This is a genomic window from Klebsiella sp. K5-45 (assembly GCF_030128605.1).
GTDB lineage: Bacteria > Pseudomonadota > Gammaproteobacteria > Enterobacterales > Enterobacteriaceae > Klebsiella > Klebsiella quasipneumoniae.
The window spans coordinates 230,146-253,335 of the sequence record NZ_JAKUZW010000003.1 but is presented as its reverse complement, the minus strand read 5'-3'; the positions used below and the strand labels follow the sequence as shown (position 1 = coordinate 253,335).

Sequence of the window (23,190 nt, the reverse complement as noted above, 5' to 3'; positions counted from 1 at the left end):
AATGAAAAAATCACTACTGCTATGGCTGGCGTTAATGGCGTCGACGTCGGCGCTGGCCGAAGGGGGAAAGGCGATCCGCTTTGGCGTCGACCCGACCTTCGCGCCGTTTGAATGGAAGGATCCGCAGGGCAAGCTGGCGGGGTTTGATATCGATTTAGGCAACGCCATTTGCCAGCAGCTGCAGGCGAAATGCGTGTGGGTGGAAAGCAATTTCGACGGCATTATCCCGGCGCTGAAGGCGCGGAAATTCGACGCCATCCTTTCCGGGATGTACATGACCGAGAAGCGTAAAGCGCAGATTGCCTTTAGCGACAAGCTGTATAACGGGCCGGTGTTCCTCGTGGCGCGTAAAAATACCCTGAAAGGCAATACGCCGGAGCAGCTGAAGGGCAAAACCATTGGCGTCGAGCAGGGCTCGGCGCAGGAGACTTACGTTAATCAGCACTGGCGTCCGCAGGGGATCAACATTGTGGCCTACCAGGGGGCCGATAGCGTGGTGCGCGATCTGGAGTCCGGGCGTATCGACGGCGCGGTACTCTCCGGCATGATGGCCGACTACAGCTTCCTGCAGCAGCCGCAGGGTAAGGAATTCGCCTTTGTCGGCGGCCATCTGCAGGATGATACGCTGTTTGGCGCCGGGGCGGCTATCGGCTTACGTAAAGACGATGAGGCGCTGCGTCAGGAAATAAACGGCGCGATTGCTAAGATCCTTGCCGACGGCACCTATAAAAAATTAGCCAGCAAATATTTTAGCTTTGATGTTTATTCCGGGACATAATGTCTGAGTGTACCCGCGGGCATGGATCGCCCGCCGTAAGATTCCTTTTCTGATTATCCAATCGACCTCCTCTCCTGACCCCTGTGGTTACCTGAGGGAAGCAGAATATAAGCTAAGGAGTACTCGGCATGATGACACGTCCCTTGGGCAAAACCGGATTTTCCATCGCCCCGTTAGTGTTTGGCGGTAACGTCTTTGGCTGGACCATTGATGAAAAAACCAGTTTTGCCCTTCTTGATGCTTTTGTTGACCACGGCTTTGACGCTATCGATACGGCGGATGTTTATTCCCGCTGGGCAGAGGGCAACCAGGGCGGCGAATCCGAAACCATTATTGGCCGCTGGCTGCAGGCGCGTCCCGGCATGCGCGATAAGGTCAAAATTTTCACCAAAGTCGGCTCCGATCTCGGCCTTCCCGGCCATAAGGGACTCAGCAAAGCCTGGATCCAGCAGGCGGTAGACGACTCCCTGCGCCGCCTCAATACCGACTATATCGACCTCTATTTTTCCCACTGGCCGGATCCGCAAACCCCGGTAGCGGAAACGCTGGAGGCTTTCCACAGCCTGCAACAGGCGGGGAAAATTCGCGCGATGGGGGCCTCTAACCTCGATGCAATGCAGCTGGCGGGGGCGCTGGAGGTAGCGCGCAAGGGCGGCTTGCCTGCCTGGCAGGTGCTGCAGCCGGAATATAACCTCTATCACCGCTCCGCGTTTGAAGGCGCGCTGTGCGATCTCTGCGTCAGCCGCGATATCGGGGTGGTGACCTACTACAGCCTGGCCTCGGGATTCTTAACCGGTAAGTACCGTCAGCCGTCGGACCTGGCGCAGAGCCAGCGCGGAGGGGGGATTGGTAAGTACCTGAATCCGCGCGGGATGCGGATTATCGATACCCTGGTGGCGGTCGCGGATGAGCAGGGGGCGAAGCTGGCGGAAGTGGCCCTCGCGTGGCTGATCGGCCGCGAAGGGGTGACCGCGCCGATCGCCAGCGCCACCAGCGTGGCCCAGGTGGAAAGTTTTGCCCGCGCGGCGGCGCTGAGCCTGAGCGCGGAGCAGGTGGCGCGACTGGACAGCGCCAGCGCCTGAGTCACGCCCTCTTCCCGGCGGGGAGAGGGTGGACAAATGGCGCGGACCGCAGGTCGGGTAAGGCGCCAGCCGCCACCCGGCATAAAAGCGGCTCCGTACCCGCTATCATCGCCCGGTGGCGCAGCGCTTACCGGGCCTACGATGTGTCAGCCTGTGACAGGGACCTGTAGGCCAGGTAAGGCGCAGCCGCCACCCGGCATAAAGCGGCTCCGTACCCGCTGCCATCGCCCGGCGGCGCTGCGCTTGCCGGGCCTACGATGTATCAGCCTGTGATAGGGACCTGTAGGCCGGGTAAGGCGCAGCCGCCACCCGGCGAAATAACGGCACAATCGTCAATTTCCCTGTTTGCAATGCGCCTGGCAGGACTACAACTTCTATGTCATTTCCGGACAGATTGCGCTCCCGATATGTCTTCTGCGTTATGTCATTCATGGCGCAGGGAGCGTACAGGGGGCGGCCAGTCGCCGCCGCCCCCTGTACCCCCGGGCTCCGGCCAGCAAAATCGCCGCTGCGCGGTCCCTTCGACTTATCCCTGCAGGCTTCGGGTCGGGCCGAGGCAGCGTCCGTGCAAAACACGGCCCTCAGCCCGCATCCATGCGGGCTGCCCCGGCCTTCCGGGAACGTCTCAGCGATTTTGAGGCCGTCAGCACTGGCAGTTTCAGTCGTGCAAGTGGGTAAATCAAGGACAGGTCGCACGAACCCTGTAGGCCGGGTAAGGCGTAGCCGCCACCCGGCAACATGACGGGCAGGGGGCCTGAAAGCGTGCCCGGCGGCGGCCCTTTATTCCTGATGGCGGGTGAGGTTGAGGATCTTCGCGCTGGCGCCGACCGGGAAATTGCTGAGGGCGCCGAAGTCGCTGCCCTGATAGCCCATGATCTTGCCGTCGGTGCGCATCTGCTGAAGATCGATGAGGATCACCCCCAGCGTGGGAATGATTTTCTCGCGCCAGACGAACAGATAGAGATCCTCCGCCACCTGCACGTAGTGGCAGCGGTCGACATCCGCCAGCCCCTTTTCCACGCCGTCCAGACACTGCCAGGCGTAAAAATTATCGTTGAGATAGATGTGCTCATAGCGCTCAGTCGGGCTGTAGGTGTACTGATTGCGCATGCCGACCAGCGCATCGGTAAAGCCCGGCAGCGGCCCCGGCTGCGCATCCAGGCGGGCGAAGACAAAGCGCGCTTCTACCGCGGTCAGCGGCAGGCCTCGCTCTACCCGGCTGAAAGCGTCCAGCCGCGCGGCGGCTTCGTCCGGCAGCTGGCCGTAGACCAGGGTGGCGTTGCGCTGCGTCAGGTTGCATACCGCGCTGACGCTGGCGTTATCCCGCTCCGGGTCAAGGAAGTCGATAAACAGAATATCCGGGCGCAGGGCGGTCGCCCGCCAGGGGGCGCGCTTGCCGTTCCAGCTTAGCGTCTGCTCATCTTCGATGATCAGCTGCTGCGGCTCACTTCCGGCGACATAAAAGGTAAAGCGCTCGCCTGCGGGCAGGCTGGCGGTGGCGAGTAAATTACCGTGTGGCGCAAAACCATCGGCCAGCGCGCCGACCTGGATAAATACGGCTTCTGAAGTCATAGGGGCTCCTGAACAGAGTAGGGCGTTAGGCAAACGCCAGAGTGGGAACATCGACGATACTGGCGCCGCCGTCGGCGACCAGCGTGGCGCCGCTGATGATGGCGGCCTGCGGCGAACAGAGAAACTGACAAGCCTCGGCTATCTCCTCGGGGCTGGCGGGGCGGCGCAGCGGAACGTCGCGACAGACCCGCTGATAAGCCTCAGTCAACGATAGCCCTTCCGCCTGCATCAGCGGGAGCATCTCTTCATCCGCCATCGGCGTGGTGACCCAGCCGGGGCAGACGGCGTTGGCGCGCACCCCCTGGGGACCGTAATCGCGGGCGACGGAGCGCATCAGGCCGATTAAGGCGTGTTTGGCGGTGACGTAGCCGCAGGCCTGCGGACCGGCGGCCAGCGAGGCGATGGAGGCGACAAACAGCACGTTGCCACGGCGGGTAATCAGCGAGGGCAGGCAGGCGCGAACGCTGGCGAAGGCGCTGGTGAGATTGCCGTCCAGCGCCTCGCGCCACTGGCGGTCGCTGGTCTCGGCGGCGGGGCTGTTGCCCATCCCGCCGGCGCTGCAGATGAGGACATCAACACCGCCGCTCTGGTCGAGAATGGCCGGCAACAGCCGCTGGCGCCACACCTCGCCGTCGGCGGCATCGCCCATCAGCGCCGTGGCGCCGGTCTCATCGGCGACAGCCTGCAGCGGCGCCTCGCGCCGTCCGGTAATAAACACGCGGTCGCCCGCGGCGCGCATCAGCCGCGCGCAGGCGGCGCCAATTCCGGTTCCGCCGCCGGTGATCACCACGACTCTCGCCATTCGCTCTCTCCTGTAATGGGGTTTCCGATTACCTTAAAAAGCGCGTCAGCTCCCGGCTATCGCCCGGAAGAACGATAGCCGCGGGGTTAATGGATCTCGCTCACCGGGATCGCCTGCGGCGCCGGAACCGGCTTCATGGTGGCGGGATCGACCGCCAGATAGCGTCCAGTTTTGCTGTCAATACCGACGTAATCGATCATCTTGCCCTGCGCCCTGGTGACCATGGTGCGTCTGGCGAACGCCTCGTAGGCCTCGCTCATCGCTTTGACCCGATCGGGATGTTGGGCCGCGACGTCATGGGTCTCCAGCGGGTCGTCGTGCAGATTAAACAGCTGCCACGGCGCGTCACCGGCGGTGAGGCCCCGCGGCACCAGCCGCCGCAGCTTCCATTCACCATCGACCCACGCCGCCTGATGGTGCAGCTCAACGCCGTATTTCCCGCGCGGCGGCGCCTGTACTTCGCCGGTGAGATAGCGCTTAAAGCTGACGCCGATCATCGGCAACACCGGCTTCTTCGCCAGCGATTTGTTCGGATCGATACCGGCGAATTCATACAGGGTCGGCGCTACGTCGTACACCGCCATCGTCGAGGCGTCGATGTGACCGTGGCGCGTGATCCCGGGACCGGCGATCATAAAGTCGGTGTTAATCCCGCCCTGGGCGCTGGTGGTCTTATGGTAGTTGGCGTAGGGAGCGTTGCTGACGTTGGCCCAGTGCGGGCCGTAGGAGACAAACGAGCCTTTGCGGCCGATGTTGTCATAGCGGTTATCGAACTGCTTCCAGAATTCCGGGGTAGATTCGTAATAAAAACCCTGCGCCGGGTTGGCGCCGTTATCGGTTAAAAAGACCAGCAGGGTATTTTTATCGCGCCCGGTTTGTTTCAGCGTCTCCATCAGGGTGCCGATTTGCGCGTCCATATTGGCGATCATCGCCGCATACACCTGCATCACTTTCGCCGTATATTTCTGCTGCTCTAGCGTTAGCGCCTCCCACTCTTTATCCAGCTCCAGATGCGGCAGCGGGGTATCGTCATGGATAATTCCCAGCGCTTTCAGGCGGGCGATGCGCTGGCGATAGACCTCGGCGTAACCCTGCTCATACTGGCCTTTGAAGCGCTTAATCCACTCGTCGGGGGCCTGCAGCGGGTCGTGCGGGGCGGTGAAGGCCAGCCAGGCGAAGACCGGTTGTTCCGGCGGCGTATCTTTAATCCAGCTATTCATCTGCCGGGCGTAGGCCTCGCTGGAGTAGAAATCGTCCGGCAGGGAGACGCGCTCGCCGTCGCGGGTGTAGTAGGTGTGGAAGGCTTCAACGGTCCCGAGCGGGACGGCGTCGTTAAAATGGCTGGTGCCGCCGCCCATAAAGGCGAAGGAGTGGTTAAAGCCGCGGTCCTTCGGCGTGGCGCCGGGAACAAAACCGAGGTGCCACTTGCCGGCCATCAGGGTGTTATAGCCCGCGTCTTTAAAACGCTCGGCCATGGTGGTGACGCGGTCGGTCAGCCGCAGCTCGTAGCCCTCCTTGCCAATGGTGCTGTCGTACCACCACATACCGCCCATCCCGGCCTGCTGGTTGCTGTTACCGGTGAGCAGCATCGAACGCGCCGGGGCCGACATCGGCGAGGTGTAATACTGGCTCATGCGCATCCCCTGCTCGGCCATCGCCTGCAGGTTGGGGGTGGGGATTTCGCCGCCGAAGGGGCTGATGTCAGAGTAGCCCATATCATCGGCGATAATCACGATGACGTTCGGACGCTCTTGCTGGGCGGCGTGCGCGCCACCGGCGAGGATCACACTGACCGCCGCGGCCATGGCTGTTTTATTCACAACGGATTCTCCTGTTTCTGCGGGTATCACTTTCAGAGCAATGGGCTACGCCGGATGCGCGGCCCCGACAAACGCGGCCCGCCAGGCTTGTAGCCCTTGAAGGTCGCGGGAAAAGGGGCGCACGGGCGCCAGAATTTCGCTAAAGAAGCGGTAGTAGCCGCCGCAGAGGCGGTTGTTGCCCGCGGCGTTCAGATGCGCCGGGCAGCCGCCCTGGCAGACCATTTTGACCGCGCAGGTCTGGCATTCGCGGCGCAGGCTTTTCTGCTGACCGAAAGGCAGCTGCACCGAGGCGTCAACCGCGTGCGCCAGCGTCATGTCGTCAAGGCGGCCCAGCCGATGTTCGGCGTTGATCAGATGGTCGCAGGCGTAGAGCTCTCCGTCGGGCTCCATCACCAGATTGCTGCCGCAGCGGGCGCTGTGCACGCAGCTGCCGCTGGTGTGAGTGAAGTACTGCGCCCACGCCTGCTCGATATTGATGACGAACACCCGCCCCTTGTCGCAGCGCTTCTGCCACTGCCGCCAGATGCCGACCATAAAACGCCCCCAGTTATCGGCACTCAGCTGATAGCCCTCGCGCAACGCTGCGCCTTCGCTCATCAGCGGCTGAAACTGTAGATAGCGCGCGCCGAGGCTGACCAGCCGGTCATAAATCGCCGCCGCGTGGGCCGCCATCTCGTTATGCACCACCACCAGCAGGTTAAAATCCACCTGATGCTGGTGGAGAAAGCCGATGCCGCGCAGTGCCGCCGGCCAGCTGGCCCGGCCGCGTTTATCCGGACGATGCTGGTCCTGTAGCGCTTCGCTGCCTTCGAGGCTCAAGCCGATAATAAAGCGATGCTCGCGGAACAGCCGGCACCAGGCGTCGTTGATCAGCGTGCCATTGGTCTGCAGACTGTTGCTGATGGTGACGCCGTCGGGGGCATAACGCGCCTGCAGGGCGAGCGCTTTTTTGTAAAAGCTCAGGCCGGCCAGCAGCGGCTCACCGCCCTGCCAGACAAAGTTGATTTCCCGCGCGCCGACGGGCTGGGCCGCGATGTAGCGGCGGATAAACTGCTCCAGCCGCGCCTCGTCCAACTTGTTGACCGGCGTTTCATCCTGGGGGTAATAGCAGTAGCGGCAGGCGAGATTGCAGGCGGGGCCAATCGGCTTCATCAGAATATGAAACGGCACCGGCGAGCGCGGCTCAGCGGCCAGCGGAATTTGCTGCTGGCGCAGGGCGGCGATATTCAGCATCGGCTTATCCTCGGTTAATGACCGGCGCTGTTGCTATTATTTTGGCAACAGCGGGTCAGGCGTAATCACATGATTAAGCCGCGGCGAAAATTAATGGCATCCTGTTAAGGGTATAAGTGAAAAAAAACAGAAATCCATCGTTCTTAAGGATGAGAGAGACGCGTCCGGGATAGGGTTTTTTTATCACCAGAGGCAGGTACGCCGGGTATTAATCTTTTTTGTTTATGTTTTAACGCCGCTATCGTAAGGCATGGCGAGTGTGTTTTTTAAATGCTTTATATAACAATGCATTGCTGAAAATTTTGTAACGGCTATCACATTGTTAATATGTTAATGATTGTGTTACTTAAATGTGAAATGTATGCTTCAATTATCGGTAGTCATCCATGTGTCATGCACCATCATCTCGACGGGGAGGCCCTATCATGTCTGCTTTGTTAAAAGCCAGCCGTAATGATGCGATAATAGCCCGTTGTTTACAGACTATTTCTCAGTTAATTCCACTGACTTCAGCGGTGTTTTATCGAGTAAATAACCGGTTAAAACCCGAAAACTATATATTGCATAATATTTCCGATAATACGCACCAACAATATCTGGAAAACTTCCAGCCGCTGGATCCGCATTTACCGGCGCACTTTAGCCACCAGAACACCACCGTGGCGGCGATGACGCCGCGGCTCTGCGATCGCAACCGGCATTATTATCATGAATTTATGTTGCCGAATAACGTGCGTGACATGACCGAGATCTTTATCCGCCGCGAGCGGCGGATCATCGCCGGTATCTCGCTGATGCGCGACGTGCCTTTCTCCAGCGAAGAGCGTCATCGGGCCCAGGCGGTGCTGCCGCTGGTGGAGCTGGCGATCCGCGACTGCCTGCAGGAAGAAGATGACCTGCCCGCTATCCTGACCGCCAAAGAGCGGGAAATCGTCGGCATGGTGCGCGAAGGGGCCAGTAATAAGCTGATTGCCCGCCAGCTGGATATCTCGCTCTCGACGGTGAAAACGCACCTGCGCAATATCTTCGCCAAGACCGAAGTGGTCAATCGTACCGAACTGGTTTCCCGAACCTGGATGCCGGCTGCTCAGCGTTCGCTGAATCTGTGATCTGACTTTCACATCCCGCGCGCGCCGTGGCAACACGGCGTTTTCCTGATGCCTGTGGGTATCACTCCCTGGAGGATCCTCCGGGGGGAGGCTTTTTTGACCGGAGCACGCCCTACGATGTCGAGTACACCTGTCACTGATAATGCGCTTTCCCGGCCCGCCGGGCTGGTGGTGTCCCTGCGTTTGCTGGCGGCGATTGTGATTTTTGCCGCTATTGCGCCGGGTATTCTGATGACCGCGCCGGCGGTGGCGGCGCAGCTGGCCAGCGAATGGCAGCTAAAACCCAGGCAGGTAGGCTGGCTGTTCTCAGCGGAGCTGGGGGCGATGAGCCTGGCGACGCTCCCGGCGTGGTGGTGGATGAGTCGCCTCGACTGGCGGCGGGTCGCCCTGATGGCCGGGGCGGTGTTTCTGACCGCCAACCTCGCCTCGGCGGTGGTCACCCAGTATGAGACGCTGCTGGCGGCGCGCTTTATCGCCTCACTGGCGGGCGGCACGCTGATGATTCTGTGCATCAGCTGCGCGGCGGGAACGCCGAACCCGTCGCGGGTCTACGCCTTTTGGGTGCTCGGGCAACTGCTGTTGGGGATGCTTGGCCTGCTGGCGCTGCCCGGCCTGTTCGCGACCTTTGGCCTGAAGGTGGTGTATCTGATCCTCGCCGCCATCATGCTCTGCTGCCTGCCGCTGGTGTCCGCTTTCCCGCCGCGCTTTCAACCGCTCTCTGCCTCCCGCCAGCAGCCGTCGACGGCGCTGTGGCGTCAGGCGCTGGCGGTGCTGGCGGTGCTCACTTTCTATATCAGCCTCAGCGCAGTGTGGACCTTTATCGGCACCATCGGCAGCACGGCGGGGCTGAGCCCGACGCAGGTGGGGCTGGTGCTGGCGGCGGCGACGGTTTGCGGCATTATCGGCGCCGGCGGCGCGGCCCTGCGCGGCACCCGGCGCGCCGATCGCTTACCGGTGTGGCTGGGCTATGGGCTGCTGATAGTCAGCGTCGGGCTGCTGGTTGGCCAGCCGCTGCTGGCGCGCTACGCCATCGCGGCGCTGCTGTTTAAGTTCACCTGGACCTTCGTGCTGCCCTTTATTCTCGCCCGCGTCGCCGGGCTCGATAACAGCGGTCGGCTGATGAACAGCATCAATCTGGTGATCGGCGGCGGCATGGCGGCCGGCCCGGCGCTCGCGGGGGCCTTACTGCAACACTTCGCCAGCGCCGACCCGCTGCTGGCGGCGGCAGGCGTCTGCGCGCTGCTGTCACTGATTTTAATTGTGGCGGCTTCCGCCGCCGGGAAGGGTTAGCCCACGGGAGGATAGAGTGAAAAGAAAAACCGGTTTCTTCTTTGATGAACGTTGTTTCTGGCACAGTACCGGGCTGCACGCAGTGACGCTGCCGGTGGGCGGGTGGGTACAGCCACCCGCCGGCGGCGGTCATGCCGAATCGCCGGAGACCAAACGGCGGATGAAAAACCTGATGGATGTCTCCGGGCTGACGCCGCAGCTGGCGCTGCGCAGCGCGGCGCCGGCGAGCCTTGCGGACCTGCGGCGGATCCATCCCGACAGTTATCTGGAGCGCTTCAAGGCGATAAGCGATAACGGCGGCGGCATGCTCGGCAAAGAGGCGCCGCTGGGGCCGGGCAGTTATGAAATCGCCTGTCTTTCCGCCGGGCTGGCCTGCGCGGCGGTGGAAGCGGTGCTGAAGGGGGAACTGGATAACGCCTATTCGCTGTCGCGTCCGCCCGGACACCACTGCCTGCCGGACCAGTCGATGGGCTTCTGTTTTCTTGCCAATATCCCCATTGCCGTGGAGCGAGCGAAAGCGCTGCTCGGGCTCGGCAAGGTGGCGATCATTGACTGGGACGTTCACCACGGCAACGGCACCCAGCACATCTACCTGCAGCGCGACGACGTGCTGACTATCTCCTTGCATCAGGACGGCTGCTTCCCGCCGGGCTACTCTGGCGAGGAGGATCGCGGCGTGGGGGCGGGGGAGGGTTACAACATCAATATTCCGCTGCTGGCCGGCGCGGGGGATGACAGCTGGCGCTATGCGCTGGAAACCATCGTTATTCCGGCGCTGGCGCGCTTTGAGCCGGAGCTGATTATCATCGCCTGCGGCTATGATGCCAACGCCATGGATCCGCTGGCGCGCATGCAGCTGCACAGCGACAGCTTCCGGGCGATGACTGAACAGGTCCAGCAGGCGGCGGATCGCCTGTGCGGCGGGAAACTGGTGATGGTGCACGAAGGCGGCTACGCCGAATCCTACGTGCCGTTCTGCGGCCTGGCGGTGATGGAGGCTCTGAGCGGCATCCGCACCGAGGTCCAGGATCCGCTGCGGGAATTTATTCAACAACAACAGCCGCGGGCGGAGTTTGCGCAGTTCCAGAGGCAGGCTCTCGATCGGCTGGCGCAGCAGTTTGGCCTGCAGTAGTCGCTCCCGCTCACGTTGATCCCTAAAGTCCCAATATGGGACTTTTACTTTGCTTAGTCCCGAAATGGGACTAGTCTCTGCACATGAAGATAATCTCAGTGAAAACCTTAAGGGACTTCTGGGCGGAGAATCCCGACGCTGAACAACCGCTAAAGGCCTGGGTAGACGAAGCGACAAAAGCCGACTGGAAAACCTCGGCGGAGATAAAGGACCAATACCGCAGCGCAAGTATTCTGAAAAATAAGCGGGTGGTATTCAACATTAAAGGAAATGATTACCGGTTAATCGTAGCCGTTGCTTATCTGCGGGGGTGGGTGTTCGTTAAGTTTATCGGTTCGCATAAGGAATTTGACGAGATAAACGCTGAGACGATAGAGAGGAAGTAAATGATGAATGTGAAGCCTATCCGCACTGAACAAGATTACGAAGCCGCGTTAAGCGCGGTCGAACCTTTTTTTGATAATGAACCTGCGCCGGACACGCCGGAAGGGGATTTTTTTGAGGTGATGTGCCTGCTGATTGCTGAGTATGAAAAAAAGCACTATCCCATCGAGCCGCCGACGCCGATAGAGGCGATCAAGTTTCGCATGGAGCAGCAGGGGCTGACCGTCAAAGATCTGGAGCCGGCGATTGGTAAATCTAATCGCGTGTATGAAATTCTCAATGGTACGCGTAACCTGACGCTCCCGATGATTCGCCGACTTCACGCACAGTTCGGCATTCCTCTGGAGAGCCTGATCGGCGCGTGATGGCGCGGGCATCCGGCTCATTCATGCATCCACTGACTTACCGCCTGATTAATCATCGCCAGCACGCTGAGCAGCAGCATCCGCTGCTGCGCTTCCAGCCGCAGATAACGGCGCAGCGGCGGCATTTTACAGACCACTTCGCTGGCGGCCAAGGGTTCAATGCTGCAGCGCCAGCCGCGACCGTTAAAGGTCAGCGAAAAGCGGCGGTAGTCCAGCTCGCTTAAGGTCTGCTGGAGATTAGGGAAACCATTGAGATAGCCGGCGAGTGCCTCGCTGCCTTTGCCGCCGATAAAGCGGATCGGCTGGCGTTTCCACCAGCCGGATTGATGGGCGCGAATTTTACCGCGTACGGGCCGGGTCACCGGCCCCTCGACGACAAACTCGCAGCTGTGAATGCTGGCCATAAACAGCCGCTTCTGACGCACGCTGAAGGTCACGGCGGTGGCGTTGTTCAAGCGCAGCAGCGCGCTGCGCTCGCTCAGCTTTTCGCAGGGCCAGCCGGCCAGATCGCGCTGCACCGCGTTCATTAACGGCGTTTCAAACCAGGGGACGGAGGACATCTGGCGTCATCTCCCCGCGGGTCTGTTTTTCGTAGTTGTTGATGGCGCGCTCCACTACCTCTTCCACCACCAGCGGCTTGAACGGATTGACGCGCTGCACGCACACCGTCCAGAACAGGGCGTAGGCGGCGGTCAGGCCGAGCATAATGCCGAACGGCACCAGCACCTGGCGACTGTCCATCCCCGGCGGGGTGATATTGACGATAGCGATGATAATGCCGACGCTGGAGATAATCTGCGGCAGTGGGAACCACGGCGAGCGGTAGGCGCGCGGCAGGTCCGGGCGGCGAATGCGCAGCATCACCACCGACAGCGTCACCAGCAGATAGGCGACGCCCCAGGCGCAGACCGCGGCGAGGATCAGCGGCACGATGCGGTCCAGATCGCCGTTCAGATACTAGGCGTGCAGGCAGGGGATCGCCACCCCGATGGCGATGGCGATTACCGGCGTTTTAAAGCGCGGATGCAGCCAGGTCAGGAAGCGGGGCAGCGCGCCGTCCAGCGCCATACCGTAGATAATGCGCGGCACGGCGGCCATCAGCGTATTGATGGTGGCGCAGCCCGCCAGCAGCAGCCCGACCCCCAGCCAGTACTGGCCGGCGTGGCCCATCACCCGCTCGGCGAAGGCCGGGATCGCCATCGGCGTATCCAGCAGATGGACGTTGTTGGCCGCGTCGAGCACGGTATTCTCCACCTGGCGGTTGATCGCCGCACCGTAGATAAACATGCAGCTGGCGACCCCCAGCAGGCCCAGCGCCATCGCCCGCGGTATGGTGCGGTGGGCCTGTTTGATCTCCGGCGCCATCGGCGTCACCAGTTCGCAACCGACGAACATAAACATCGCCATGCCGATATAGCCGAACAGGCCGTTGATATCGCTAACGTTCAGCGGCGTGCCGAACCAGCCGGAAAGATGAGTCACCGGCGCCATAAAAATGCCGCACAGGCCGAAAATGGTCAGCGTGGTCCACATGCCGAAGGTCAGCACCACTTCGACCTTGCCGAAGATTTCCACGCCGATGGCGTTCAGCAGGCCGAAAATCACCACCATGCCGACGCCCACCATCCAGGTGTTTTGGTGAGCGGCCATTTGGGCGTTGATCGATTCGAAGTTCACCAGCGCCATAATGCCCGCCAGGATCGTCTCCGCCGTCCCGGCGAAAATATGGACGATCAGATAGGCGCACAGCGCGCCGGTGATAGCGAAAAAGCGGCCCATGCCGCAGGAGATATAGTCGTACACCGAACCGGTGGTGGGAATGAGCGTCGCCGCCTCGGCAAAGGTGGTGACCTGCGCCTGCATCATAATAAAGGCCAGCAGCACCGCCAGCGCGAAGGTATCGCCGCCCATGCCGAAGCCGCTGGTCACCGTCAGGATCACCGGGCTGGCCATAATCAGCCCGACGGAGCTGGCGAGGGTGGTCGGGAAGCCGACGACGCCGCGCTCAAGATGGCTGGCAAGTCTGTTACTAAACATAGTCAACCTCTGCACAATAATGGGGTAGGGCAGGGAATAGCCAGCGCCACTCCCGGATAGTCATAATTTAGGCGGGCATCCTGCTCAACGAATATCGTCCGGAAGGTGGAGGGTGGCGCATGATTCTGTGACGCAGTCCATGAATGTGAGGGTGGATAAACAAGATGACCCCGAGAACCGGGGCCATCCGTCTTGCCACGTTGCGCCTGTTTCTGCCGGGTGGCGGCTAGCGCCTTAGCCGGCCTACGGTCCGCGCGGCCTGCCTTTAATGTATTCACCATGCTGACTGAAACTGCCGGTGTTGGCGGCCTCAAAACCCCCGGTGACGCTGCCGCTTACCGGGGCTACAGCGCTGTGCGATTTGGTAGCCCGGAGAAGGCGCAATGCGCCGCCTCCGGGGCCCCCCCCTGCGCCGCCGGGCAGTATCAGCGCGTTAGCGCGTCTCGACGTTCGCCAGGTAGTGCTTCACAAAGCGCGGCGTCAGGATTTTCCACTCCACTTCGGTGCCCTGTTTAACAAACCAGCTATCGCCCGGCGCAAAGCGCTGCGGTTCACCGCCGGCGACGGTCAGCTCCACTTCGCCTTCCAGCACGGTGGCGTGTTCGGTAAACGGATAGGTCATGGTAAAGCTCCCCTCAGTGGACGAAAACAGTCCGCAGGTAAAGGCATCCTGAGGCTCGCCGTAGATCATCGCCCCGGCCACCTGCGGGTCGCCGGCGGTCGGCGTCGCGCCGAGCAGGCTGACGCTGCCGATTGGCTGCAGGTCGGGCACCGGGTGTTTAAGTTTAAAAGCGTGCATAGCGTTCTCCTGGTTAACTCCGGCCTTTCCAGAAACCGGCGGTTTGATGCATCAATTTTCCGGCGGTGACCAGCAGCAGGCGCAGGCTGTCACGGCCGTGGATGGTCGCGTGGGGGATGCTGCTCAGCAGACGATAGCGGTCTGAACCGCCGTTGATCCCTTCGGCGAGGATTTTGCACACGATGTGCGATGGGGTGACGCCGAAGCCGGAGTACCCCTGGACGTAAAAGACGTTGTTGTGATCGCGTAGCGTGCCGATCTGCGGGAACAGGTTGGCGCTACAGGCCATTGGCCCTCCCCAGGCGAAATCGATCTTCACATCCTTCAAATAGGGGAAGACCTCCGCCAGCAGGGTGCGGTTCCAGGCGGCGAAATCGTTCGGCGTATACTCCACAAAGCGGGTGGCGCTGCCGAACAGCAGGCGGTTTTCCCGGGTGACGCGGTAGTAGTTAATCACCGGGCGAATATCGCTGAAGGCGCCGCGCAGCGGGCTGATGCGCTCGATCAATTCATCGGAGAGCGGCTCGGTCGATACCTGATAGGAGTAGGTGACCAGCGTTTTGTTGTAGATCTCCGGCTCCATATTGTTGAGGAAGCTGTCGCAGGCCCACAGCAGTTTGGCGGCTTTGACGCTGCCCATCGCGGTACGTACCCGCACCTGTTTGCCGTAATTCACCTCCACCACCGGCGAGGATTCGAAGATCTTCACTCCCAGCGAATGGGCGGCCTGCGCCGAGCCGAGGAGCATATTGAGCGAATGGATCTGGCCGCCGCCCATATGTTTCAGCGCGCCGCAGTAGACCTCGGAGCCCACCACCTGCTGCACCTCTTTCCCGGTATACAGCTCGATCTCTTCATCCGGGGTGGCAGCCTTAAACTCCTTCTCCCACTGGCGCAGCGTTTTCAGTTGCCGCTGGTTATAAGCGAGATAGCCATAGCCGGGGACGAAATCGGCGTCGATATTATATTTGCGGATGCGTTCGCGAATGATGCCCGCGCCAAGGTTGGCGATTTTAAACAGCGTTTCCAGCCCTTCTTTGCCGACGTGCTTTTTCACCGCTTCGATGTCGTGACCGATACCGGCCATCACCTGGCCGCCATTGCGCCCGGTGCCGCCATAGCCGAGATGGCGCGCTTCCAGCACCACCACGTTGGTGATGCCCTGTTCCGCCAGCTCAAGGGCGGTGTTAATACCGGAGAAGCCGCCGCCGATAATCACCACGTCGGCTTCAATATCTTCCCGCAGCGCCGGAAAATGGAGGTGGTATTTCTTCGTCGCGCCGTAGTAGTTCAGCGCATCGATTTTGATGTTCATCGCGTTACCCTGTGGTCTTGCCTCGCTCAAGTGCCTCATCACAGCACGCCGCGCGGGCGTTGAATATCGTCCGGAAGAATGACGTTCTTTAGAACGATAGGCGGCGGCGGGAAGCCGTGCTGTGATGGGCCAACGTTGCTGAAAAAACGGGTACTGACGATGAGCGAGATAACCTTACTGGCGGAAGTGACCGCCTTTTTACGCCAGCCGCACGGGCAGTTTATCGCCGGTGAGCGAGAGGCGGGCCGCGGCGCGCCGTTTGCGGTGATCAACCCGGCCACCGGGCGGGCGATCGCCGAGGTCACCGCGGCGGATAGCGACCAGGCGGATCGCGCGGTAGAGAGTGCCCGCCAGGCGTTTAATCAGTGGCGCGAAATGCCGACGCTGGCGCGCGGAACCTTGCTGCTGAAGCTGGCGGATGCCCTGGCTGAGCATCGCGAAGCGCTGGCGCAGCTGGAAAGTCTCTGCTCCGGCAAGACCATCACGCTGGCGCGCATGCTCGAGCTGGATCAATCGGTCGCTTTCCTTCGCTACTTCGCCGGCTGGGCGGGGAAAGTCACCGGCGAAACCCTGAATGTGTCGCTGCCGTCGATGGCCGGGGAGAAATATACCGCCTTCACTCGCCGTCAGCCGCTGGGGGTAGTGGTGGGCATCGTGCCGTGGAACTTCTCCATCATGATTGCCGTCTGGAAGCTGGCGGCGGCCCTGGTCTGCGGCTGCACCATTGTTCTCAAGCCGAGCGAGTATACGCCGCTGACGCTGCTGCGCGTGGCGGAGCTGGCGAAAGCGGTGGGTATTCCGGACGGGGTGATTAACGTGGTCAACGGCGCCGGCGGCGAGATTGCTCAGCGGCTGATTACCCACCCGGCCTGCGCCAAGGTGAGCTTCACCGGCTCGGTGGCCACTGGCGAGAAAGTCCAGCGGTCGGCCAGTGCGTCAGGTAAACGGGTGACCCTTGAGCTGGGGGGCAAAAACGCCGCGCTGTTCCTGGATGATCTGACGCCGGAGGCGATGGTCAACGGCATTCTGGAAGCCGGCTACCTGAACCAGGGGCAGATTTGCGCCGCCGCGGAGCGCTTTTATCTGCCGCAGGGTAAACTGGATGCGGTGCTGGCGCTGCTGAAAGATAAGCTCAGCGCCTTCGCGCCGGGATCGCCGCTGGATGAGCGCACGCTGATGGGGCCGCTGGCCAACCGCCAGCAGTATGACAAAGTTTTGCGGCTCATTCAGACCGCCCGCGACGAGGGCGATACCATCGTCTGCGGCGGCGAAGCGCTGCCGGGGGAGGGCTATTTCCTGCAGCCGACCGCGGTCAAAGTGCGCAGCGAAGAGAGCACCCTGATGCGGGAGGAGACCTTCGGTCCGGTGTGCAGTTTTATCGGCTATCGCAGTGAAGAAGAGGCGCTGGCGCGGATGAATGCCTCACCGTATGGCCTGGCGGCCAGCGTCTGGTCGGATAATATTCGTCAGGCGCTACGCTACTCGGAGGCGATTGAGGCCGGCATCGTATGGGTCAATATGCATACCTTCCTCGACCCGGCGGTACCGTTCGGCGGCATGAAGGGCTCGGGCATCGGGCGCGAATTCGGCAGCGCGTTTATCGATGACTACACGGAGCTGAAGTCGGTGATGGTGCGCTATTAAGTTTTGTCGGTGGAGGTAGCCTTAACCGGGCTTCAGGCGTCTGCGTAGGCCCGGTAAGCGCAGCGCCTCCGGGCAAGGACAGCGGATGGACAGCCGCGAATGTGCCAGGCGACGACGGCGCCTTGCACGGCCTGAGTCCGTGCAAGCGAAGGTTAATGTCCCCGCCGCCATAACCCCTCGCAACTTGCGACAATCCCCCCTTAGTGATAAAAGGTGCCCCTTCGCAAAAACACACAGGGGAACGACGTGAAAGACGCGTCAACGTCGTCGGATGCCGTAGAAGAGAGCGGCCCGACGCTTCATCGCGGTTTACAGAACCGACACATTCAACTTATCGCCCTTGGCGGCGCGATTGGCACCGGCCTGTTTCTCGGCATTGGTCCCGCTATCCAGATGGCCGGTCCGGCGGTATTACTGGGCTACGCCGTCGCCGGGATTGTCGCTTTTCTGATCATGCGCCAGCTGGGCGAAATGGTGGTGGAAGAGCCGGTATCCGGCTCCTTTGCCCACTTTGCCTACAAATACTGGGGCCCGTTTGCCGGCTTCCTTTCCGGCTGGAACTACTGGGTGATGTTCGTGCTGGTGGGAATGGCGGAGCTGACCGCCGCCGGGATCTACATGCAGTACTGGCTGCCCGACGTCCCGACCTGGATCTGGGCGGCGGCCTTCTTCCTTATTATTAACGCCGTCAATCTCGTCAACGTGCGCCTGTATGGCGAAGCGGAGTTCTGGTTTGCGCTGATAAAAGTGCTGGCGATTATCGGCATGATTGCCTTTGGCCTGTGGATGCTGTTTGGCGGCCACGGCGGCAGCAAAGCCGGGTTCGACAACCTGTGGAAACACGGCGGCTTCCTCGCCACCGGCTGGCACGGTCTTATCCTGTCGCTGGCGGTGATCATGTTCTCCTTCGGCGGGCTGGAGCTTATCGGCATCACCGCCGCTGAAGCGCAAAACCCGGAAAAGAGCATTCCAAAAGCGGTCAACCAGGTGGTTTATCGTATCCTGCTGTTCTATATCGGTTCGCTGGTGGTGGTGCTGGCGCTCTACCCGTGGGTGGAGATCAAATCCGACAGTAGCCCGTTCGTGATGATTTTCCATCATCTCGACAGCAACCTGGTGGCCTCCGCGCTGAACTTCGTCATTCTGGTGGCTTCGCTGTCGGTGTATAACAGCGGCGTGTACTCCAACAGCCGGATGTTGTTTGGCCTGTCGGTGCAGGGCAATGCGCCGACGTTCCTCGCCCGCGTCAGCAAGCGCGGCGTGCCGGTGAACTCTCTGCTGCTCTCGGGGATTATCACCTCGCTGGTGGTGGTGCTGAACTACTTACTGCCGCATGAAGCGCTGGGACTGCTGATGGCCCTGGTGGTGGCGACGCTGCTGCTGAACTGGATCATGATCTGTATGGCGCACCTGAAGTTCCGCGCCGCCCAGCGCCGCAAAGGGCGTGAATCGAAGTTTAAAGCGCTGCTGGCGCCCGCCAGCAACTACTTCTGCATTGCTTTCCTTGGGCTGATTCTGGCGCTGATGTGCACTATCGACGGGATGCGCCTGTCGGCGATCCTGCTGCCGGTGTGGATCCTGTTCCTGTTTATCGCCTTCAAACTGCTGCGCCGCCCGGCGTAAGCGAGATGCCCCGCCGTCCGGCGGGGCTGCCTGGCTTTTTATTGTGATCCTCTTCGCAGGTGGGGCATTTGCCTGGCGATCTTCTTTTTGTAATCGATTACTTTTGTTTGGAGCGATTTTGTAATCGATTACTTTTCTGAGGGCGAGAAACATGGTCACAACAACAGAAGGTCGGGAAAGTGTCCGCGTGAGCCACCGTTTTCTGGTGCCGCGGCTGTCGTTAATGATGTTTATGCAGTTCTTTATCTGGGGCAGCTGGTCGGTGACCCTGGGGCTGGTGATGACCCGCTATGAGATGTCATTGCTGATCGGCGATGCGTTCTCCGCCGGGCCGATCGCCTCCATCCTGTCCCCCTTTGTGCTAGGGATGCTGGTGGATCGCTTTTTCGCCTCGCAGAAGGTGATGGCGGTGATGCACCTGGCCGGGGCGGCGATCCTGTGGTTTGTCCCCCAGGCGCTGGTGGCGCAGAATGGCGCGCTGCTGATTGGCCTGCTGTTCGGCTATACGCTGTGCTATATGCCGACCCTGGCGCTGACCAACAATATCGCCTTCCACAGCCTGGCTAACGTCGATAAAACCTTTCCGGTGGTCCGCGTGTTCGGCACCATCGGCTGGATTATCGCCGGGATCTGCATCGGGGTGACCGGCATCTCTGACACCACCGGCATCTTCACCGTGGCGGCGCTCTGTTCGGTGGCGCTGGCGATCTACAGCCTGACGCTGCCCCACACCCCGGCGCCGGCCAAAGGCATGCCGGTTCAGTTTCGCGATCTGCTGTGCGCGGACGCCTTCGCGCTGCTGAAAACCCGCCATTTCCTGATTTTCTCCCTCTGCGCCACCTTAATTTCCGTGCCGTTAGGCACCTATTACGCCTATACCGCGTCGTATCTGGCGGATGCCGGCGTTAAGGATGTCAGCACCGCGATGTCCTTCGGCCAGATGTCAGAGATCGTCTTTATGCTGGTGATCCCGCTGCTGTTCCGTCGCCTCGGGGTGAAATACATGCTGCTTATCGGCATGGCGGCGTGGTTTGTTCGCTATGCCTTTTTCGCCCTCGGGGTCAGCGAAGAGGGGCGCTTCCTGCTCTATCTGGGTATTTTGCTGCACGGCGTGTGCTATGACTTTTTCTTTGTCGTCGGCTTTATCTACACCGACCGCGTGGCGGGCGAGAAGGTCAAAGGCCAGGCGCAGAGCATGATTGTGATGTTCACCTACGGGATCGGCATGCTGCTGGGCTCGCAGATCTCCGGCGCGCTGTATAACCATCTGGTGGCCGGCCAGAGCGTGCCGCAGGCCTGGGTGACCTTCTGGTGGATCCCGGCGGTGGCCGCCGCGGTTATCGCGCTGATTTTCCTTTTCTCTTTCCAGTACAACGAGAAAGAGCCGCACTAATTTTACAGGAGGGGGTATGAAAACGATCAAGGGACCGGGCATTTTTCTGGCGCAGTTTATCGGCCCGCAGGCGCCGTTCAACACCCTGGCGGGGATGGCGCAGTGGGCCGCCGGCCTGGGGTACAAGGCATTGCAGATCCCCTGCAACCACCCGGCGATTTTCGATGTCGAGCGGGCGGCGGCGAGCCAGACCTACTGCGACGAGGTCCGCGGCACCCTGGCGGAGCATGGGCTGGTCATCAGCGAGCTGTCCACTCATCTTGAAGGGCAGCTGGTGGCGGTGCATCCGGCGTATGACGCGGCGTTTGACGCCTTCGCCCCGGCGGCGCTGCACGGCGATCCGCAGGCGCGCCAGCGCTGGGCGGTGGAGAAAGTGCGCCAGGCGGCGGTGGCCTCCGGCCGCCTGGGGCTGCAGGCGCATGCAACCTTTTCCGGGGCGCTGGCATGGCCCTTTTTTTATCCGTGGCCGCCGCATAATCAGTCGCTTCTGGATGAGGCCTTTGCCGAGCTGGCCCGGCGCTGGCGGCCGCTGCTGGACCTCTTCGACGAGCAGGGGGTCGATGTCTGCTACGAGATCCACCCCGGCGAAGACCTGCACGATGGCGTGACCTTTGAGCGTTTTCTCGCGCGGGTGGATAACCATCCGCGCTGCAATATGCTCTATGACCCGAGCCACCTGCATCTGCAGCAAATGGATTACCTGACCTATATCGATATCTATCATGCGCGTATTAAGGCGTTTCACGTCAAGGACGCCGAATTTCGCCGCAACGGGCGCAATGGCGTCTACGGCGGCTATCAGCCCTGGCAGCAGCGGGCTGGCCGTTTCCGCTCTCCCGGCGACGGGCAGATCGACTTCAAAGGGGTGTTCAGTAAGCTGACCGAATATGATTTTGACGGCTGGGCGGTGCTGGAGTGGGAGTGCTGCCTGAAGGATGCCGAGACCGGCGCGCGCGAGGGCAGCGAGTTTATTCGTCGCCATATCATTCCCGTTGCCGGACGGGCCTTCGATGACTTTGCTGCCGGTGGGAGGGAATAACATGATTCAGGTTGCGATTATTGGGGCTGGGTTTATTGGCCCGGCGCATCTGGAGGCGCTGCGGCGGCTGGGGGATATCGAGGTGGTGGCGCTGTGCGACAGCAGCCTTGAGGCGGCGCAGCGCAAGGCGCAAGCGTTGAATATTGCCCATGTCTACGACAGCGTGGCAGCGCTGCTGACCCATCCGGGGCTGCAGGTGGTCCATAACTGTACGCCGAACCATCTGCATGCCCAGATTAACCGGCAGATCCTCGCCGCCGGGCTGCACGTCTTCTCCGAAAAACCGCTGTGTATGACGGCGGAGGAGGCGCGGGAGCTGGTGGCGCTTGCCGCCCGGGCCGGCGTGGTGCATGGCGTCAGTTTCGTCTATCGACAGTTCGCCATGGTCCAGCAGGCGGCGGCGATGATCCGCCATGGCGAGGTCGGCAGGATCTTCGCGGCGCACGGCAGCTATTTACAGGACTGGATGCTGCTGGAGACCGATTACAACTGGCGGGTTGATTCGGCGCAGGGCGGCGCATCGCGGACGGTGGCTGACATCGGCTCCCACTGGTGCGATACCGTGCAGTTTATGACCGGTCGGCGGATTGTCGAGGTGATGGCGGATCTGTCTATCGTCTGGCCGACGCGTAAAGCGCCGGTCAATGGCCAAGCGACCTTCAGCGCCGTTCACGAGGCGCAGGGATATGAAACCCGGCCTGTCGATACTGAGGACTTTGGCACGGTGCTGTTGCGTTTTGACGATGGTAGCAAAGGCAGCTTTATGGTCTCTCAGGTGAGCGCCGGGCGGAAAAACCGTCTGGCGGTGGAGGTTAACGGCAGCCGCTGTTCTCTGGCCTGGGATCAGGAAGTGCCCCAGCGGCTGTGGATCGGCCACCGCGAGCAGCCGGATCGGCGGCTCAGCGACGACCCCAGCCTGCTGCGGCCGGAGATCGCTGACAGCGCCCATTACCCCGGCGGCCATATTGAGGGCTGGCCGGACGCCTTTAAGAATATGATGGGGCATTTTTATCAGGCGGTGCGCGCCGGGAAGATGCCGGAGGCCGGGGCCCGGCGCTTCGCCGCTTTCGACGACGGCGCCGATGTGATGTACATCATCGAGGCGATCGTCAAAAGCCATCAGCAGCAGCGCTGGGTGAGCGTCGAACGCTGAGGGCGGGGGAGCGAAGGATTATTTCACCCCAAGATAGCCGTCGAGATAGGCACCGGAGAGTTCGTTGCCGAACAGGACGGCATCTTTATTTTCCATTGCATTATCCCATTTGTCGCTGGCGTTGCCGGTAAAGGCGTGCTCGGTGCGGGTGCCCTGCGCCGCCTGCTGTTTGATGGCCTCCGCGGTGCGGCGGGCGTCGCTTTCGCTCATGCCAGCGGCTTTATCCTGCTGGCCGCGGGCGTACATCGCCGTGAAGGTCGGCAGGTTTAAACGATAATTTTCCTGACGGTTGACGGTGAAGTTGCCGCCGACAAAATCGGAGCGGTGGGCGACGAACGCGTAGGCGTGGCGTTCCGGTGACGATTTTGACGAGGTGCAGCCGGTGATCGTTGCCAGGGCACAGCTGAGGGCGAGAATCGCGGTGGAGAGCCTCATGGGGATATCATCCTTAATCATAAAAGAACAAATGGGGCGCAGGCGGTCTGTTGCGCCTCCTGCGCTAATGAGAATATGAAACGGCAAAAGGATGCGCGTTATCGGGGCGGGAGAGAAGCCCTGATTATTAATAGTGTCCCGAGACGCCGTCTCACTGAGCCACGCTTTCGCGCCAGGCTGGCAGG

The 23,190-nt window shown here is 61.2% G+C and carries 20 protein-coding genes and 1 pseudogene; 12 read left to right on the top strand and 9 right to left on the bottom strand.

Translation table 11 applies throughout. The features are described 5' to 3' along the window. Window position 1 precedes the first annotated feature (1 nt). Together MKS11_RS07885 and MKS11_RS07880 are read left to right on the top strand one after the other, a co-directional pair. Window positions 2-778, top strand: coding sequence for an ABC transporter substrate-binding protein (locus MKS11_RS07885; protein ID WP_004202434.1), 777 nt, complete (start codon window positions 2-4; stop codon window positions 776-778). Window positions 779-906: 128 nt separating this feature from the next. Continuing rightward, window positions 907-1,860 (top strand): aldo/keto reductase, encoded by a 954-nt coding sequence (locus tag MKS11_RS07880; RefSeq protein ID WP_087771445.1) that lies wholly within the window; start codon window positions 907-909, stop codon window positions 1,858-1,860. A 780-nt stretch (window positions 1,861-2,640) separates the two neighbouring features. Here MKS11_RS07880 and MKS11_RS07875 read toward each other — a convergent pair. From MKS11_RS07875 to MKS11_RS07860, 4 genes are all read right to left on the bottom strand, one after another. After that, window positions 2,641-3,432 carry a MoaF C-terminal domain-containing protein gene (locus tag MKS11_RS07875; RefSeq protein ID WP_004202437.1) on the bottom strand — a complete coding sequence of 264 codons (792 nt, stop codon included), beginning with the start codon at window positions 3,430-3,432 and terminating at the stop codon, window positions 2,641-2,643. A 25-nt stretch (window positions 3,433-3,457) separates the two neighbouring features. Beyond that, window positions 3,458-4,234, bottom strand: coding sequence for an SDR family NAD(P)-dependent oxidoreductase (locus MKS11_RS07870; protein ID WP_004202438.1), 777 nt, complete (start codon window positions 4,232-4,234; stop codon window positions 3,458-3,460). An 86-nt stretch (window positions 4,235-4,320) separates the two neighbouring features. Then, window positions 4,321-6,054, bottom strand: coding sequence for an arylsulfatase (locus MKS11_RS07865; RefSeq protein WP_087771443.1), 1,734 nt, complete (start codon window positions 6,052-6,054; stop codon window positions 4,321-4,323). Between the two features lie 45 nt (window positions 6,055-6,099). Further along, window positions 6,100-7,287: an anaerobic sulfatase maturase gene (locus MKS11_RS07860; protein ID WP_087771442.1), complete on the bottom strand. Its 1,188-nt coding sequence runs from the start codon at window positions 7,285-7,287 to the stop codon at window positions 6,100-6,102. 425 nt (window positions 7,288-7,712) lie between these two features. On the opposite strand from MKS11_RS07860, the gene MKS11_RS07855 reads away from it, so the two are divergent. The 5 genes from MKS11_RS07855 to MKS11_RS07835 all read left to right on the top strand — a co-directional run bounded on the left by MKS11_RS07855 (window position 7,713) and on the right by MKS11_RS07835 (window position 11,567). After that, window positions 7,713-8,396, top strand: a complete 684-nt coding sequence (locus tag MKS11_RS07855; RefSeq protein ID WP_043519408.1) for a response regulator transcription factor — start codon at window positions 7,713-7,715, stop codon at window positions 8,394-8,396. Window positions 8,397-8,513: 117 nt separating this feature from the next. After that, window positions 8,514-9,686: an MFS transporter gene (locus MKS11_RS07850; protein WP_064150547.1), complete on the top strand. Its 1,173-nt coding sequence runs from the start codon at window positions 8,514-8,516 to the stop codon at window positions 9,684-9,686. 16 nt (window positions 9,687-9,702) lie between these two features. After that, window positions 9,703-10,818, top strand: coding sequence for a class II histone deacetylase (locus MKS11_RS07845; protein ID WP_057213812.1), 1,116 nt, complete (start codon window positions 9,703-9,705; stop codon window positions 10,816-10,818). A gap of 83 nt (window positions 10,819-10,901) precedes the next feature. Next, window positions 10,902-11,204 carry a type II toxin-antitoxin system HigB family toxin gene (locus MKS11_RS07840; protein WP_087771441.1) on the top strand — a complete coding sequence of 101 codons (303 nt, stop codon included), beginning with the start codon at window positions 10,902-10,904 and terminating at the stop codon, window positions 11,202-11,204. Next, window positions 11,205-11,567, top strand: a complete 363-nt coding sequence (locus MKS11_RS07835; RefSeq protein WP_023341146.1) for a type II toxin-antitoxin system HigA family antitoxin — start codon at window positions 11,205-11,207, stop codon at window positions 11,565-11,567. Between the two features lie 17 nt (window positions 11,568-11,584). Here the strand turns inward: MKS11_RS07835 and MKS11_RS07830 are convergent, their stop codons facing one another. The 4 genes and pseudogenes from MKS11_RS07830 to MKS11_RS07815 all read right to left on the bottom strand — a co-directional run bounded on the left by MKS11_RS07830 (window position 11,585) and on the right by MKS11_RS07815 (window position 15,718). After that, window positions 11,585-12,127, bottom strand: coding sequence for a DUF3156 family protein (locus MKS11_RS07830; RefSeq protein ID WP_087771440.1), 543 nt, complete (start codon window positions 12,125-12,127; stop codon window positions 11,585-11,587). Further along, window positions 12,105-13,604 (bottom strand): annotated as a pseudogene (locus MKS11_RS07825) (APC family permease). The gene MKS11_RS07830 and the pseudogene MKS11_RS07825 overlap by 23 nt, the downstream one beginning before the upstream one ends. Window positions 13,605-14,037: 433 nt before the next feature. Continuing rightward, window positions 14,038-14,403: a cupin domain-containing protein gene (locus MKS11_RS07820; RefSeq protein WP_002892824.1), complete on the bottom strand. Its 366-nt coding sequence runs from the start codon at window positions 14,401-14,403 to the stop codon at window positions 14,038-14,040. A 13-nt stretch (window positions 14,404-14,416) separates the two neighbouring features. Then, the gene (locus MKS11_RS07815; protein ID WP_017900836.1) at window positions 14,417-15,718 is read right to left on the bottom strand and encodes an FAD-binding oxidoreductase; all 1,302 of its coding nucleotides are present in this window, start codon (window positions 15,716-15,718) and stop codon (window positions 14,417-14,419) included. 159 nt (window positions 15,719-15,877) lie between these two features. Here MKS11_RS07815 and MKS11_RS07810 point away from each other — a divergent pair, with 159 nt between their 5' ends. The 5 genes from MKS11_RS07810 to MKS11_RS07790 all read left to right on the top strand — a co-directional run bounded on the left by MKS11_RS07810 (window position 15,878) and on the right by MKS11_RS07790 (window position 22,570). Then, the gene (locus MKS11_RS07810) at window positions 15,878-17,362 is read left to right on the top strand and encodes an aldehyde dehydrogenase family protein (RefSeq protein WP_048294350.1); all 1,485 of its coding nucleotides are present in this window, start codon (window positions 15,878-15,880) and stop codon (window positions 17,360-17,362) included. A gap of 246 nt (window positions 17,363-17,608) precedes the next feature. Continuing rightward, entirely contained in the window at window positions 17,609-18,985 is a 1,377-nt protein-coding gene (pheP, locus tag MKS11_RS07805; RefSeq protein WP_087771439.1) for a phenylalanine transporter, read from the top strand. A 187-nt stretch (window positions 18,986-19,172) separates the two neighbouring features. Continuing rightward, the gene (locus MKS11_RS07800; RefSeq protein ID WP_025999301.1) at window positions 19,173-20,378 is read left to right on the top strand and encodes an MFS transporter; all 1,206 of its coding nucleotides are present in this window, start codon (window positions 19,173-19,175) and stop codon (window positions 20,376-20,378) included. Window positions 20,379-20,394: 16 nt separating this feature from the next. Next, on the top strand, window positions 20,395-21,417 hold the full coding sequence (locus tag MKS11_RS07795) for a sugar phosphate isomerase/epimerase (protein WP_004202459.1): 1,023 nt from the start codon (window positions 20,395-20,397) through the stop codon (window positions 21,415-21,417). Window position 21,418: 1 nt separating this feature from the next. Continuing rightward, window positions 21,419-22,570, top strand: coding sequence for a Gfo/Idh/MocA family protein (locus tag MKS11_RS07790; RefSeq protein ID WP_087771438.1), 1,152 nt, complete (start codon window positions 21,419-21,421; stop codon window positions 22,568-22,570). An 18-nt stretch (window positions 22,571-22,588) separates the two neighbouring features. Here MKS11_RS07790 and MKS11_RS07785 read toward each other — a convergent pair whose 3' ends face one another. Then, window positions 22,589-23,005: an Exc2 family lipoprotein gene (locus MKS11_RS07785; protein WP_004202462.1), complete on the bottom strand. Its 417-nt coding sequence runs from the start codon at window positions 23,003-23,005 to the stop codon at window positions 22,589-22,591. Window positions 23,006-23,190 lie beyond the last annotated feature (185 nt).